Genomic DNA, 15,130 nt, shown 5'->3' with positions numbered 1-15,130 from the left:
AATATCAATTAAATGATAAATTGCTTAATAACGACTAACGCAGCTATTCCGGGTATCCCTAAAATTCCGCTGATAGCTGTTGTAACCAGATTAATCGGCACATGAATGCCAAGACTGCCGCCAAACATATTTACACAAACCAGCAGCAAAGCACCTGCCACAAATTTAACAGCTGTGATGCCCATCCACTTTAAAGGCTTCGCAGCTGAACCTGATAAAAAAAGAAGAATAACCAGTCCTAAAATAATCCCAATAATAAAAATAGGCTCCATGAATCTTCTCATCTCCTTCGCTTGTTCTAGTACAAGCTTATGAGAAGATCCAGGAGTTTAGACCACTTACTTCCACCGGCTGATTTTTAAATTTCGCTGCTTCGCTTCCCTTAAGTAAAAAAAATACTTCGCTTCAGCTACTTTCAGTTCGTATAACACTTCAGCAGACGGTTCTAAGCTTTTTTCAACCAGCTTTTTTTGCCTGTTCCACTCTTCCTTTTGCTTAAAAAGCTGTTCGGTTAGTTTTTCATCAAACTCTCTTCTTAATGTTTTCTTGCGAAGAAAACCCATAGATCGCTTTTTCCTCCTTACAATTCACGTCTTCCTTCAAGTGCTTTAGAAAGAGTGACCTCATCAGCATATTCCAAATCACCGCCGACGGGCAGTCCGTGGGCAATACGGGAGAGCTTAATACCAGACGGCTTGAGGAGCCTTGATATATACATCGCCGTTGCTTCCCCTTCTATATTAGGGTTTGTCGCGAGGATCACTTCTGTCACTTGATCATCCTGTAATCGTTTTAACAATTCTGGTATTTTAATATCCTCCGGTCCGATGCCGTCCATTGGAGAAATAGCGCCGTGAAGAACGTGATACTGTCCGTTGTATTCCTTCATTTTCTCCATAGCGATAACATCCTTAGGGTCTTGCACAACACAGATAACAGACTTATCCCTGCGCGTATCTTCACATATATAGCAAGGGTCCTGATCTGTAATATGCCCGCAAACTGAACAATATGTCAGGTTGCGTTTCGCATTTACTAATGCTTTCGCAAAATCTAATACTACATCTTCTTTCATACCTAGAACAAAAAAAGCCAGACGAACCGCTGTTTTCGGTCCGATCCCTGGCAATTTCATAAAGCTGTCAATCAGCTTTGATATTGGTTCAGGATATTGCATGTTCTTTTATCCCCCTAGAATAAACCTGGCATGTTCATTCCCTTTGTAAATTGACCCATTGTTTCGTTTGTGATATCGTCAACTTTTTTCAAAGCTTCATTCGTTGCAGCAAGCACTAAATCTTGAAGCATATCAATATCTTCAGGATCAACGACTTCTTCTTTGATGATAACATCCAGGATTTCTTTTTGGCCGTTTGCTTTTACTGTTACCATACCGCCGCCTGCAGTTCCTTCAACAACCTTTTCTGCAAGCTCTTCTTGAGCCTTCGCCATGTCCTTTTGCATTTTTTGCATTTGTTTCATCATTTTTTGCATATTACCCATTCCGCCACGCATAGCATTCACTCTCTTTCATTTTGTTAGTCTTTTATTTCAATTAAATCCGCTCCAACAAGCTTTTTCGCTTCGGCAATAAGCGGGTCTTCTTCAGCCGGTTCATTTGATCCTTCATTTTCCTGCTGATGATCTTCTAAAAATTCTTCTCTTATTTTACCCCATTGTGCTTCTGGAACGCCAATCAAATCCATTCTTTTTCCGAGCATCGATTCTAAAATCTGCTCAAGATTAGTCCGGACTCCGTTGTTATCCTCAGCGACCATTTTACAATGAATTTCATATTTGAATTTCAGAACAAATGCCGCCGATCCGGCAGCCACAGGTTCACTGTCATTCAGCAAAGCGGCATGTGATACTTTGTTTTGCTGTTTGAGATGAGCAAGAAGCTTGCCCCAACTGTTTCTGAGCAGATCAAGATCCGGTCTTGTGGCTTCCTTCAAAATCTCATGAATTCTGCCTACTGGCGCTTTGTAATTGGATTTCCCGCCCTTTGGCACACGCGGCGCTTCTTTTTTCGGACTTTCCGCAGCTGCTTTTATGCCCGTTGTTTTGAGCTGTTCTACTTCCTGTTCAAGCTGCTGGATTTTTTTCATCAGCATATCCACTTCCGGGAGATCAGCAGCAGATTGATGTGAGGTTTGGCAAATCTTCACAACGGCCACTTCGAAAAAGATACGCGGATGATTTGTCCATTTCATTTCCTGATGGCTCTTGTTCAGAATATCAATCATTTCATATAGGGCCTGAGCCGGAATTTGTTCACTTAGTTCCCGGAACGTTTCATCGACTTTTACTTTCTCAAGCACTCCCTCTAAGCCAGGGGCTGTTTTGTACAGCAGCATGTCCCTGAAATAGAAAATCATATCTTCTATCAGCTTAGCTGGATCTTTTCCTTGCTGAAGCAATTCATTTAATGTTTCCAGTGCGTCAGAAACGTTTTTATCATGCAGGGATTGTGCAAGCTTCCCGATATATAATTGAGAAACAGCACCCGTAATTAAAAGCGCATCTTCGACTTTCAGGATATCGCCGCTGAATGATATGGCCTGATCAAGAAGGCTCAGGGCATCCCTCATCCCTCCGTCTGCAGCACTCGCGATGATATCCAGCGATCCTTCCTCCACTTGCAGCTGTTCAGCATCAACAATTTTATTCATGCGGCCTACAATCGCCTGGGAGGTAATTCGTTTAAAGTCAAAACGCTGACATCTAGAGATAATGGTTAAAGGAATTTTGTGCGGTTCAGTTGTTGCTAATATGAAAATACAATGCTCAGGCGGCTCTTCTAATGTTTTTAGTAATGCATTAAAAGCGCCGATAGAAAGCATATGCACCTCATCTATGATATATACCTTATATGTGACGGCCGATGGGGCAAACTTCACTTTATCGCGAATGTCACGAATCTCATCAACACCGTTATTAGAAGCGGCGTCAATTTCTATGACATCGGATATTGACCCGTTTGTTATCCCTTTACAGGCCGCACATTCGTTGCATGGCTCATCAACAGGAGCATGTTCACAGTTGACAGCCTTAGCAAATATTTTGGCTGCACTGGTTTTTCCGGTTCCTCTTGGCCCGGAAAACAGATAGGCGTGAGAAAACTTTTTTTGCAAAAGGGCATTTTGCAGCGTTTTTGTAATGTGTTCTTGTCCGACCACATCTTCAAAGCGCTGAGGCCTGAATACTCGATATAAAGCTTGGTAACTCACGGGTTTGCCCTCCTCCGTTATTCATCATTCCCATTATACATGAACCTTGTTTCGATTCCAAAAGCTCTTTTTACATAACAAAAAACTCACCTAATATTAGGTGAGTCTGAAAATTTGATGATTGATTTACCGTGCACCTTCTGTCGATTCGCTACCCTAAGCGTTACTTAAGCAGTTAGCTCGGCCCAGGCAACCCTGCGGCACATGAGAGGTTTCACTTAATGCTGCTTCCTTCCGGACCTGACATGGTTCATGAATTCCCATTGCGCAGGACCCAAACGTCAACACCACTTACTTAAGGCAGGCCTTAAAGTAAACGAACCTCGAGAAGGGATTCGGCCCTGCTAGAGCGGATTGCAGGTACAGGGCACCGCTACCTCCCCGCTTAGCACGGCAAAATAAATATCAAATTTTATGTTGCATCTATTACGATGCACACTTAAGTATATCTGTTTCCCCTAAAAATTGCAACCGTACTATTCAGACAAGTTTTTCCTGGCAGCTTTCTTCTTTTTTCTTAGTTCTCTGAAAAACGCACTGAGCATTCCGCCGCATTCTTCCTCAAGTACACCGCTCACCACTTCAGCCTGATGATTAAAGCGTTCCTCCTGGAGAAGGTTCATTAGCGTGCCTGAACAGCCGCCTTTCGGATCAAATGCGCCAAAAACCACTTTTTCCACTCGAGAAAGTACGACTGCACCAGCACACATTGGACAAGGCTCAAGCGTCACATAAAGAGTCGCACCTTCCAGCCGCCATGTTCCCAGTGCCTTACACGCTTCATCAATCACAAGCATTTCTGCATGGGCAATAGATCGTTGCTCAGTCTCTCTTAAATTATGTGCACGCGCTATAATTTCATCATTAACGACAAGCACCGCACCTATTGGCACTTCACCTTTCTCTTCAGCCTTTTTCGCTTCTTTAATTGCTTCTTTCATATAAAGTTCATCTTGTGTCATAAGGATAAGCTCTCTTTTCAAAGTTTTTTCATTGCCTAAAAAGGCTACATATTAACTATAACTGAAACGGAAAGGAGACTGTCGATTGTCCAAATCAGATACAGCCCTTCTCATTGTAGACATGATCAATAATTTTGAATTCGATATGGGAGAAACCCTCGCTAAAAAAACAGAAAAAATCGTTCCTCATATTTTATCATTAAAGGAGCACGCGAGACAAAATGAATGGCCGATTATTTACATCAATGATCATTATGGACTTTGGCAAGCTGACATTAAAAACATTCAGCAAGAATGCACAAATGAAAGAAGCAAGGATATCATCACAAAGATAGCTCCGGAAGACGCTGATTATTTTTTAATCAAACCAAAACATTCCGCTTTCTACGAAACTGCACTTCACACCCTTCTTACTGAGTTGCAGGTGAGACATATTATCTTAACAGGTATAGCCGGCAATATATGTGTGCTGTTTACCGCTAATGACGCTTATATGAGGGAATACAGCATCACGATTCCTAAGGACTGTATCGCGTCAAACAGTGACGAAGATAACGAATTCGCCTTAACTATGATGGAGAATGTTCTTTTCGCAGAAATTACGACGGAAGAACAAATTACAGAAAAATAAACATGATCAGCGCTTTTCTTTCATACATTGATATCGATATGAAAGGAGGCGTTTTTCATTCAAATTTATGTGGTAAAACAAGGCGACACTCTTTCTGCTATCGCTTCACAATACAGAACAACCGTAAGTGAGATCACTGAAACGAATGAAATACCGAATCCCGACAGCCTTGTTGTCGGACAAACCATTGTCATTCCAATAGCCGGCCAGTTCTATGATGTGAAGCGAGGTGATACCCTGACATCCATCGCCCGGCAGTTCAATACAACAGCAGCCGAGCTCGCAAGGGTTAACCGCATCCAGTTAAATACCGTGCTTCAGATTGGTTTCCGTTTATACATCCCTCCAGCTCCTAAACGAGACATCGAATCAAATGCTTATTTGGAGCCCCGAGGAAATCAAGTCAGCGAAAATCTCCAGCAGGCGGCCAGAGAAGCGTCGCCCTACTTAACGTACCTTGGCGCATTCAGCTTCCAGGCACAGCGGAACGGAACCTTAGTCGCACCGCCTTTAACGAATTTAAGAAGCATTGCAGAGAATCAAAACACGGCATTGATGATGATTATAACGAACCTAGAAAACCAGGCATTCAGCGATGAACTCGGCCGGATCCTTTTGAACGACGATACTGTAAAAAGAAGACTTTTAAATGAAATAGTCGAGAATGCAAAAAGATATGGTTTCTATGATATTCATTTTGACTTTGAATATTTGCGGCCTGAGGATAGAGAAGCCTATAACCAATTTCTCCGCGAAGCAAGGGATCTTTTTCATCGAGAGGGCTTAGAAATTTCTACGGCTCTTGCTCCTAAAACAAGTGCAACACAGCAGGGCAGATGGTATGAAGCTCATGATTACAGGGCACATGGCCAAATTGTCGACTTTGTTGTTCTCATGACATATGAATGGGGCTATAGCGGCGGGCCGCCTCAAGCGGTTTCTCCAATTGGACCTGTCCGTGATGTCATAGAATATGCTTTGACTGAAATGCCTGCGAACAAAATTGTCATGGGCCAGAATTTATATGGATATGACTGGACGCTGCCATATACAGCAGGGGGAACTCCGGCAAGAGCAATAAGCCCTCAACAAGCCATTGTCATTGCCGATCAAAACAATGCAGAAATTCAGTATGACCAAACCGCTCAGGCCCCTTTCTTCCGCTATACTGATGCAGAAAACAGAAGACACGAGGTATGGTTCGAGGATGCCCGCTCGATTCAAGCAAAATTCAATCTGATTAAAGAGCTGAATTTAAGAGGCATCAGCTATTGGAAGCTGGGTCTTTCCTTTCCGCAAAACTGGCTGCTGCTGTCTGATCAATTTAATGTTGTCAAAAAGACGTTTCGATAATTTGGAAACGTCTTTTTTTCATGGGGGCACCCAAGGGTTGTGATACAATATGAAGGTCGGTAACTGACGCACGTTTTTCAGATATAAGGAGGATTCCGATGAATACAGCCCCTTTTATTGCAATAGAAGGTCCTATCGGGGCAGGAAAAACAACTCTCGCAACGATGCTCTCACAAGAGTTCGGATTCCCTATGATCAATGAGATTGTAGAGGATAACCCGTACCTTGATAAGTTTTATGACAATATAGAGGAATGGAGCTTCCAGCTCGAGATGTTTTTTCTTTGTCACAGATACAAACAGCTTGAAGACACCAGTGATCACTTTTTAAAAAAGGGACAGCCTGTAATAGCTGATTATCATATTTATAAAAATGTGATTTTTGCGGAACGCACCTTGTCTCCACATCAGCTGGAAAAATACAAAAAGATTTATCACCTGCTAACGGATGATCTGCCAAAGCCGAATTTCATCATTTACATAAAGGCCAGTCTGCCTACGTTGCTACACCGCATTGAAAAACGCGGGCGCCCCTTTGAGAAAAAAATTGAAACTAGCTATTTGGAGCAGCTGATTTCAGATTATGAAGTCGCCATCAAGCAGCTGCAGGAAGCAGACCCTGAACTTACAGTGTTAACCGTAGATGGTGATTCAAAGGATTTCGTTTTGAATAAGAGCGACTTTGAACGCATTGCCGCCCATGTAAAGGAGCTTATCGTATGAAGGAACATCATATCCCTAAGAATTCAATTATTACAGTAGCAGGAACAGTAGGTGTCGGAAAATCGACTTTAACAAAAACTTTAGCTAAACGGCTTGGATTTAAAACATCGTTGGAGGAAGTCGATCATAATCCATATTTGGAAAAGTTCTATCATGATTTTGAACGTTGGAGCTTTCACCTTCAAATTTACTTCTTAGCTGAACGCTTCAAAGAACAGAAAACAATTTTTGAAGCCGGCGGAGGTTTTGTACAGGATCGTTCGATTTATGAAGATACAGGAATTTTCGCAAAAATGCATGCTGATAAAGGGACAATGTCAAAGGTTGATTATAAGACTTACACAAGCCTTTTCGAAGCAATGGTAATGACACCGTATTTCCCACATCCAGATGTGTTGATCTATTTAGAAGGAGATCTGGAGAACATTTTAAACCGGATTGAACAACGCGGCCGTGAGATGGAGCTTCAGACAAGCCGGTCTTATTGGGAAGAAATGCATACACGCTACGAGAACTGGATAAGCGGTTTTAATGCCTGCCCTGTTTTAAAACTTCGCATTGAAGATTATGATCTTCTGAACGACGAAAACTCGATTGAAAATATTGTAGATCAAATTGCTTCAGTTATTCATGATAATCAAAAAAAGTGAATCTCAGTCGAGATTCACTTTTTCTTTAAAATAAAAAATCCGCCGCACCGAATGCAACGGACAAAACAATCTCCAATATATGCTTGTGTTTCATTAGAATTAAAATCAATATGGCGGAGGAAGAGGGATTCGAACCCCCGCGGGCTTTGACACCCCTGTCGGTTTTCAAGACCGATCCCTTCAGCCGGACTTGGGTATTCCTCCGTATCGACAAGACTTACTATATCACGTATGTTCTCGTGTGGTCAAGCATTTTTAAAAACTTTTTTTGTTTTTATGAAAATGCCGTGTTTACATAAGCAAAAAGGCGCACCTTGTCAGGCACGCCTTTCCATAATTTACGGTTTCATTACTTCTCTATTCCCCATATAAGGACGAAGCACTTTCGGAATCACAACGCTTCCGTCTTCCTGCTGATAATTTTCTAAGATAGCGGCAACTGTTCTTCCAACCGCCAGTCCTGAGCCGTTCAGTGTGTGTACATGCTCAGGCTTGCCTTTCGCTTCACGTCTGAAACGAATATTCGCACGTCTCGCCTGGAACGCTTCGAAGTTGCTGCAAGAAGAGATTTCTCGATATGTGTCTTGGCTTGGAATCCAAACTTCGATATCGTATTTTTTCGCAGCCGTAAAGCCTAAGTCACCCGTACACATGCTCATGACACGGTATGGAAGCTCAAGCAGCTGAAGAACCCGTTCTGCTTGGTTTGTAAGTTTCTCTAATTCTTCATAAGAATCTTCAGGCTTCACAAACTTTACAAGCTCAACTTTATTAAATTGGTGCTGACGAATTAATCCGCGTGTGTCACGTCCTGCTGAACCAGCTTCAGAACGGAAGCAAGCACTGAATGCCGCATAGTTGATCGGCAGGCTGTCACCTGAAAGGATTTCATCGCGATGCATGTTTGTAATCGGCACTTCCGCCGTTGGAATTAAGAAATAATCTTCTTCTCTGATTTTAAATGCATCCTCTTCAAATTTAGGAAGCTGCCCCGTTCCCGTCATGCTTGCGCGGTTTACCATATATGGCGGGATCACTTCAGTGTAGTTATACTCATCCACATGCAGATCAAGCATAAAGTTATAAAGCGCACGCTCCAGACGAGCACCTAAGCCTTTATAGAACACGAAACGGCTTCCTGTTACTTTGGCAGCACGTTCAAAATCCAGAATACCCAGCTCATCCGCAATATCCCAGTGCGGCTTCGGCTCATAAGCAAATGAAGGCTTTTCACCCCATTTACGCACTTCTACGTTGTCGTCTTCTGTTTCACCGACAGGTACAGACTCATGCGGAATATTCGGGATTGAGAGCAGGATTGTATCAAGCTCAGCTTCCACTGTCCGTAATTCTTCATCGAGCTTTTTAATTTCCTCGCCGACTTCACGCATTTCTTTAATAATGTGATCCGCGTCTTTTTTCTCACGCTTCAGCACAGCAACCTGCTGAGAAACTTCATTTCGTTTTCCTTTTAACTCTTCAACCTTGCCGATAAGCTCTCTTCGTCTATCATCCAGCGCCTCAAACTTATCAAAATCAGTTAAGTCTTCGCCTTTGTGTACAAGCTTTGCTTTAATTTCTTGAAAATTTGCTCTCAGCATTTTCGTATCAAGCATGCGAAACACTCCTTTTTTTATTGATTTATCGAAAATAAAAAGAGCCCTCATCCCCATAAAGGGACGAGAGCTCTCGCGTTGCCACCCTGATTGAAAACAAATCAAAGACTCGTTTTCCACTTTCAAACATAACGGTTATCCCGTAAATGCCTACTCGCTTCAGCATTTCGCTCAAGGATGGATTCAGACAGCATCTTTCACCGATTCGCACCAACCATCGGCTCTCTTAGAAAGAGAGGCTCCCTACTAGTTCCTATCAACGCTTTTCGATCTTTATTTGTGCTTATAATGTACTATAAGTTTCCACAGCTTTCAACTGTTTTATACAAGTGCCTTTTGCTTATATTCCTCAACCATTTCAACAAACAGCTGCGTCACTCGGTGATCTTCTGTCAGCTCCGGATGGAATGAGCAGCCAAGGAATTGCCCCTGTTTCGCGGCTACAATACGACCATTATGCTCCGATAGAACTTCAACATTTTCACCAGCTTCTAAAATATGCGGAGCACGGATGAATACCCCAGTAAAAGGCTCGTCCAAGCCTTTAATTGTTAAATCAGCTTCAAAGCTGTCAACCTGCCGGCCAAATGAATTACGTTCTACAACCACATTCAGAAGACCTAAATGAGGATTATCTGAACCGGCAATTTCTTTTGCTAATATAATTAATCCGGCACATGTTCCAAACATCGGTTTGCCCTGAGCAGCGAATTCACGAAGCGGCTCCATGAATTGATACGTATCGATCAAACGGCGCATCGTCGTGCTCTCACCGCCCGGCAAAATCAACCCGTCAACTTCGTTCAGCTGCTCCGGACGTTTTACGACAAGACCAGCCGCGCCGCATGCTTCAATCGCATGGATGTGCTCTCTAACTGCTCCTTGAAGTCCTAGTACACCTATTGTTAACATGTCAGCAGCGCTCCTATGTTCTTACCAGCCGCGTTCTTGCATACGCTGTTCTGGAAGTAAGTTTGAGATTTCAATCCCTTTCATTGCAGTACCAAGCTCTTTTGACAACTCAGCGATTAATTTGTAATCAGTAAAGTGAGTTGTTGCTTCCACAATTGCTTTCGCAAATTTAGCAGGGTTGTCTGATTTAAAAATACCAGAACCAACAAATACTCCGTCAGCACCAAGCTGCATCATGAGAGCAGCATCAGCTGGAGTTGCTACGCCGCCAGCGGCAAAGTTAACGACAGGAAGCTTGCCGTCTTTTTTAATTTGAAGAAGAAGCTCGTAAGGAGCACCTAGGTTTTTCGCTTCTGTCATTAGCTCATCCTCACTCATCGCAACTACTTTGCGCACTTGAGCGTTAACTTTACGCATATGGCGAACAGCCTCAACAATATTACCTGTTCCAGGCTCACCTTTTGTGCGAAGCATAGAAGCACCTTCCGCAATACGGCGTGTTGCTTCACCAAGATCACGGCAGCCACAAACAAAAGGAACTGTGTATTCATTTTTATTTAAATGAAATTCTTCATCAGCCGGCGTCAGAACTTCACTTTCATCAATATAGTCAACACCCATAGCTTCAAGCACACGCGCTTCAACAACATGTCCGATACGCGCTTTTGCCATTACAGGGATAGATACTGCATTCATTACTTCTTCCACGATTGTAGGGTCAGCCATACGGGCAACTCCTCCAGCCGCGCGAATATCTGCCGGCACACGTTCTAGCGCCATTACAGCGACAGCTCCAGCTTCTTCAGCGATTTTCGCTTGTTCCGCATTGATGACGTCCATGATGACGCCGCCTTTTTGCATTTCTGCCATTCCGCGTTTTACACGTTCAGTACCTGTTTGAGCCATTTCTTGGTCCCCCTAATCAAGGTATAGTTATATGATTTCTAATTCTTATTGTATCCTAGAAATCCAATAATTCATATGGATATATACTATTTTATTCGGTTTTTAACGCTTTGAAAATCATTTTTTATTAAAAATTGGTTTTTTTCAGTATATTACGCGAAAGAGCCCTAACATCCATCAGAGCTCTTTCAATTGATTAAAACCAGCCGGTTACCGTATCAACAATGCTTCCCCAAATTCCGGCAAAAAATCCGCCGATACTGCGCATTGTCAAAACAAACCAGTTTGCTTTTTCTACATTTTCTTTTGTAACAAGGTCTACGCCAGCCAGATCGCTGTTAAGGAATCCGTAATCCTTTTCATCACCTGTGTATTCTGCAGTCAGCTTCCCAACCTTGGTTCCTTTTTTCACAGGAGCAGTTAAGTTATCTTTATTCAGTGTGACCTTCGCTTTGTAATTCTTTTCCTCACCATTTTTGACAGGAAGAGAGAACGCCTTGTTTGTCGCAATGCCTACTTCTTTCTCTTTACCCTTATCAACTGAAACTGTTTTATGGCCTTTTACTTGATCGCCTTCAGCATAAATTTCTTTCATGGAGAAATTGTCGAAAGCATAATCAAACATTTTCTTCGTTTCATCGAAACGGCCTGTATGAAGGTTGCCCTTTGCGTTTAATACAACAGTGATGACACGCATACCGTTGCGTTCAGCTGTTCCTGTAAAGCATGAACCCGCAGAGTCAGTAGAACCTGTTTTCAGTCCGTCTACAGTCGCTTTTTTATACTCGCTGACAAGCCCCTTTAGCATAAAATTCCAGTTCGGCATGTCCATTTCATCATCGGTGCCTTCTCTGAATTTCGTTTTGGCGATACTGGAAGTCTCCAGTATCTCAGGGTAGTCAGTAATCAGGTGATCCGCAAGAATGGCCATATCCTTTGCAGAAACTTCACTTTCTTCATTTACGCTTGTCCCCTCAGGCTGATGCCCGTGAAGATCTTTGTTTTCAAGACCTGTTGCGTTAACAAATTTGTAATCTGTTAAGCCTAGTTCTTTTGCTTTTGCATTCATTTTTTCAACAAACTTAGTTTCAGAACCGGCAACGATTTCTGCAATCGCAATAGCAGCAGCATTTGCAGAATAAATTGCTGTAGCTTGATATAATTCTTTTACTGTGTATTTCCCGTCTTTCCGAAGAGGAACGTTTGATAAGCTGTTATCTTGGGAAATTTCATACACATAGTCATCAGGCGTATAGGTTTGGTCCCATTTCACTTTACCTTGATCAATTGCTTCTAATAACAGATACTCTGTCATCATTTTTGTCATACTCGCAATTGGCAGTCTCTTATCTGCATTTTTACTGTAAAGAATTTTACCTGAAGAAGCTTCGATCATAATAGCAGCAGATGCATTGATATCAATTGGATCGCTGGCTGCTTTTGCTTTTGACATTGGAGCCAGACACGTGACAGCTAGAGTTAACACAACCAATGACATCAGTAGCTGTTTACATTTCTTGATGTTCAATCGTACGACCTCCGTATTTCATTTTCTTCATCTATAATTAAGCCGTTAAGGACATTTTCAATGCACAACAGTATAAATTTTATCATAATCAGTATAAAAAAAATAGACAGAGTCAGAGACCCTGTCAAATGTTTTTAATTTGTAACAATTTATTATGAAATTGTATAGTTAGGTGATTCTTTTGTAATCTGTACGTCATGCGGATGGCTTTCGCGAAGTCCTGCGCCAGTCATGCGAATGAACTGAGCTTCTTCTCTTAGCGCACGCAGATCTTTGGACCCGCAATACCCCATACCAGAACGAAGGCCTCCGACTAGCTGATAAACGGTTTCTTCAACTGGTCCTTTGTAAGGTGTGCGGCCTTCAATTCCTTCAGGAACAAATTTTTTGTTTTCTTCTTGGAAGTAACGGTCTTTACTTCCTTTTTCCATTGCAGCAACTGATCCCATGCCGCGGTATACCTTAAATCTTCTGCCTTGGTAGATTTCAGTTTCACCAGGGCTTTCTGATGTGCCTGCAAGCAAGCTTCCGAGCATAACAGCATGTCCGCCGGCTGCCAACGCTTTAGTGATATCGCCAGAGAATTTAATACCGCCGTCGGCTATGATTGTTTTGCCGTGTTTTCTTGCTTCAGTCGCACAATCATAAATTGCTGTAATTTGCGGAACACCGACGCCGGCTACAACACGTGTAGTACAAATTGAACCAGGTCCTATTCCAACTTTGACAACGTCTGCTCCAGCTTCGATAAGCGCTCTTGTCGCTTCAGCTGTTGCCACGTTTCCAGCAATAATGTTTAATTCGGGATACGTTTCACGGATTTTTGTGACTGTGTTTAAAACGCCTTGAGAGTGTCCGTGAGCTGTATCGATAACAATCACATCAACATTGGCTTCAACAAGCTTTTTGACGCGAGTCATTGTATCGCCAGTTACACCAACTGCCGCGCCAACGATCAGGCGGCCGTGAATGTCTTTAGATGAGTTCGGGAACTCAATGACTTTTTCAATGTCTTTAATTGTGATAAGACCTTTTAATTTATTCTGGTCGTCTACGAGAGGAAGCTTTTCAATTTTATGTTTCTGCAAAATCTTTTCAGCTTCATCCAGAGTAGTTCCTACAGATGCAGTAACTAGCTCTTCTTTCGTCATGACATCGCTGATTTTCATTGAGTAGTCAGAAATAAAACGAAGGTCACGGTTTGTAATAATTCCAACAAGCTTCTGGTCTTCTTCGTTATTTACAATCGGAACACCGGAAATTCTGTATTTCCCCATCAAATGCTCCGCATCAAATACTTGGTGATCAGGAGTTAAAAAGAAGGGATTTGTGATAACGCCGCGCTCAGAACGCTTTACTTTATCAACTTGTTCAGCCTGCTGTTCAATGGACATATTTTTGTGAATGATGCCCAAGCCGCCCTGTCTTGCCATTGCAATTGCCATTGCTGATTCTGTTACAGTGTCCATACCTGCGCTGATGACAGGAATATTTAGCTTTAACGTTTTTGTAAGTTCTACAGATAAATCCACATCACGCGGAAGTACCTCAGACTTTGCTGGTACAAGCAGCACATCGTCGAACGTTAAGCCTTCTTTTGAAAATTTACTTTCCCACATTAGTAAATCCCCCTCTTTTCGGCAAAATATTATATGTAGATTATCAACTAGCCAAGAGCATGTCAAGGAAGCGGGAAAGAGTTGAAATATTTAGATAACGGAAAGGATTAAGAAATATACATGACATATCATGAGTGGAAAGACTTAGCGCTATTTTACTCCGTTGAATCAACCCAGAAATTTCTAGAAAAGGTTTATATCTTAAACGGTATTGACGATGCGAAAAAAAACTCTTTTAAAAACAGTGAACGGTTTATTTATTTCTTAAAGCATGCCGAATCGTTTTATAAACAAGCCGCATATTCTCCCTTAGAAATCAAACCGATTCTTTTATTTTATGGAATGGCACAGCTTATCAAAGCATGCTTAATTACACGTGATCCTCATTATCCAAGCCATACATCAGTACTGGCACATGGCGTAACAACAAGAAAACGAAAGAAACAAAATTATTGTTTTAGCGACGATGAAGTGAAAATACAACGGAATGGCCTATGCGTACATTTCATGAAACATTTATTCGGACAATCGGATATAGTAGATGAACGGTATACCATGAAAAAATTATTAATGGCCATTCCAGAACTTAGCGATATTTTCTACTTTCAGCAGAAAGAACGATTTATGACAAAAGTTGAGAAGGATAAGAACGAAATTTTTGTACCGGAGGAAGTAGTAATCAATTACAAAATGTCTGATTCAAGGTTTGCTGAATACATGTCCCATCATTATCAATGGTCTTTCACAAAAAAAAATGAACAAGGGCTGCTGTTCGAAATTTCACCACAAGACAAAGAGCCATGGACATCGACCAGCTTATTGTTTGACATGGAAAAGAACCAATATTATATCCCTTCTCAAAGGGAGCAATTTCTGAGGCTTCCCGAAATGACAATTCATTATTTGATTTTGTACAACGTTGGGATGATTGCAAGGTATGAAACAGAATGGTGGTATGAGTTATTAACACAGCATATAAGTGATGACTACGTGTTAATTCA

Annotated in this window: 16 protein-coding genes, 1 tRNA gene, 1 other RNA gene and 1 other annotated feature (1 of these 19 only partly in view); of the genes, 5 read left to right on the top strand and 13 right to left on the bottom strand. The window is 41.9% G+C overall.

Annotation, left to right across the window (positions count from 1 at the left end):
• Positions 1-8: 8 nt before the first annotated feature.
• The 7 genes from bofA to tadA form a co-directional block, all read right to left on the bottom strand.
• A complete protein-coding gene (bofA, locus tag NSQ09_RS05635) occupies positions 9-272 on the bottom strand; it encodes a sigma-K factor-processing regulator BofA (RefSeq protein WP_015715090.1) in 264 nt (87 codons plus the stop codon).
• Positions 273-338: 66 nt separating this feature from the next.
• On the bottom strand, positions 339-563 hold the full coding sequence (locus tag NSQ09_RS05630; RefSeq protein ID WP_003242387.1) for a YaaL family protein: 225 nt from the start codon (positions 561-563) through the stop codon (positions 339-341).
• Positions 564-580: 17 nt separating this feature from the next.
• Complete coding sequence (recR, locus tag NSQ09_RS05625) at positions 581-1,177, bottom strand: recombination protein RecR (protein ID WP_003225425.1); 597 nt, start codon at positions 1,175-1,177, stop codon at positions 581-583.
• A gap of 14 nt (positions 1,178-1,191) precedes the next feature.
• Entirely contained in the window at positions 1,192-1,515 is a 324-nt protein-coding gene (locus NSQ09_RS05620; RefSeq protein ID WP_017697524.1) for a YbaB/EbfC family nucleoid-associated protein, read from the bottom strand.
• Between the two features lie 23 nt (positions 1,516-1,538).
• Complete coding sequence (gene dnaX / locus NSQ09_RS05615; RefSeq protein ID WP_017697523.1) at positions 1,539-3,230, bottom strand: DNA polymerase III subunit gamma/tau; 1,692 nt, start codon at positions 3,228-3,230, stop codon at positions 1,539-1,541.
• 129 nt (positions 3,231-3,359) lie between these two features.
• Positions 3,360-3,624, bottom strand: an RNA gene (gene ffs, locus NSQ09_RS05610) — signal recognition particle sRNA large type.
• An 82-nt stretch (positions 3,625-3,706) separates the two neighbouring features.
• On the bottom strand, positions 3,707-4,192 hold the full coding sequence (gene tadA / locus NSQ09_RS05605) for a tRNA adenosine(34) deaminase TadA (protein ID WP_003226784.1): 486 nt from the start codon (positions 4,190-4,192) through the stop codon (positions 3,707-3,709).
• Between the two features lie 85 nt (positions 4,193-4,277).
• On the opposite strand from tadA, the gene NSQ09_RS05600 reads away from it, so the two are divergent.
• The 4 genes from NSQ09_RS05600 (at position 4,278) to dck (ending at position 7,548) form a co-directional block, all read left to right on the top strand.
• Positions 4,278-4,823, top strand: coding sequence for an isochorismatase family cysteine hydrolase (locus tag NSQ09_RS05600; RefSeq protein ID WP_341030628.1), 546 nt, complete (start codon positions 4,278-4,280; stop codon positions 4,821-4,823).
• A 69-nt stretch (positions 4,824-4,892) separates the two neighbouring features.
• Complete coding sequence (locus NSQ09_RS05595; protein ID WP_017697521.1) at positions 4,893-6,176, top strand: glycoside hydrolase family 18 protein; 1,284 nt, start codon at positions 4,893-4,895, stop codon at positions 6,174-6,176.
• A 98-nt stretch (positions 6,177-6,274) separates the two neighbouring features.
• A complete protein-coding gene (gene dgk / locus NSQ09_RS05590) occupies positions 6,275-6,898 on the top strand; it encodes a deoxyguanosine kinase (protein WP_003226790.1) in 624 nt (207 codons plus the stop codon).
• A complete protein-coding gene (gene dck, locus NSQ09_RS05585) occupies positions 6,895-7,548 on the top strand; it encodes a deoxyadenosine/deoxycytidine kinase (protein WP_003226792.1) in 654 nt (217 codons plus the stop codon). Before dgk ends, dck begins: the two co-directional genes overlap by 4 nt.
• A gap of 111 nt (positions 7,549-7,659) precedes the next feature.
• Here the strand turns inward: dck and NSQ09_RS05580 are convergent.
• The 6 genes from NSQ09_RS05580 to guaB form a co-directional block, all read right to left on the bottom strand.
• Positions 7,660-7,752: transfer RNA gene (locus NSQ09_RS05580), tRNA-Ser, on the bottom strand.
• Positions 7,753-7,886: 134 nt separating this feature from the next.
• Complete coding sequence (gene serS, locus NSQ09_RS05575; protein ID WP_003247131.1) at positions 7,887-9,164, bottom strand: serine--tRNA ligase; 1,278 nt, start codon at positions 9,162-9,164, stop codon at positions 7,887-7,889.
• A gap of 56 nt (positions 9,165-9,220) precedes the next feature.
• Positions 9,221-9,433: a binding site (T-box leader), on the bottom strand.
• Between the two features lie 52 nt (positions 9,434-9,485).
• Positions 9,486-10,076 carry a pyridoxal 5'-phosphate synthase glutaminase subunit PdxT gene (gene pdxT / locus NSQ09_RS05570; protein ID WP_003226797.1) on the bottom strand — a complete coding sequence of 197 codons (591 nt, stop codon included), beginning with the start codon at positions 10,074-10,076 and terminating at the stop codon, positions 9,486-9,488.
• Between the two features lie 21 nt (positions 10,077-10,097).
• Entirely contained in the window at positions 10,098-10,982 is an 885-nt protein-coding gene (gene pdxS, locus NSQ09_RS05565; RefSeq protein WP_014478583.1) for a pyridoxal 5'-phosphate synthase lyase subunit PdxS, read from the bottom strand.
• Positions 10,983-11,178: 196 nt separating this feature from the next.
• Positions 11,179-12,510 carry a D-alanyl-D-alanine carboxypeptidase gene (gene dacA / locus NSQ09_RS05560; protein ID WP_341030627.1) on the bottom strand — a complete coding sequence of 444 codons (1,332 nt, stop codon included), beginning with the start codon at positions 12,508-12,510 and terminating at the stop codon, positions 11,179-11,181.
• 152 nt (positions 12,511-12,662) lie between these two features.
• Positions 12,663-14,129, bottom strand: coding sequence for an IMP dehydrogenase (gene guaB, locus NSQ09_RS05555; protein WP_003226803.1), 1,467 nt, complete (start codon positions 14,127-14,129; stop codon positions 12,663-12,665).
• A 120-nt stretch (positions 14,130-14,249) separates the two neighbouring features.
• Here guaB and NSQ09_RS05550 point away from each other — a divergent pair, with 120 nt between their 5' ends.
• Positions 14,250-15,130: the 5' portion of a YaaC family protein gene (locus NSQ09_RS05550; RefSeq protein ID WP_003226805.1), read on the top strand. It continues 67 nt past the right edge of the window; the window shows 881 of its 948 coding nt (coding positions 1-881); it begins with the start codon at positions 14,250-14,252; its stop codon lies off the right edge, out of view.

Origin of the sequence: Bacillus sp. FSL W8-1202 (genome assembly GCF_038006165.1) — a bacterium.
GTDB lineage: Bacteria > Bacillota > Bacilli > Bacillales > Bacillaceae > Bacillus > Bacillus subtilis.
This window is presented reverse-complemented; position numbering and strand designations above follow the sequence as displayed.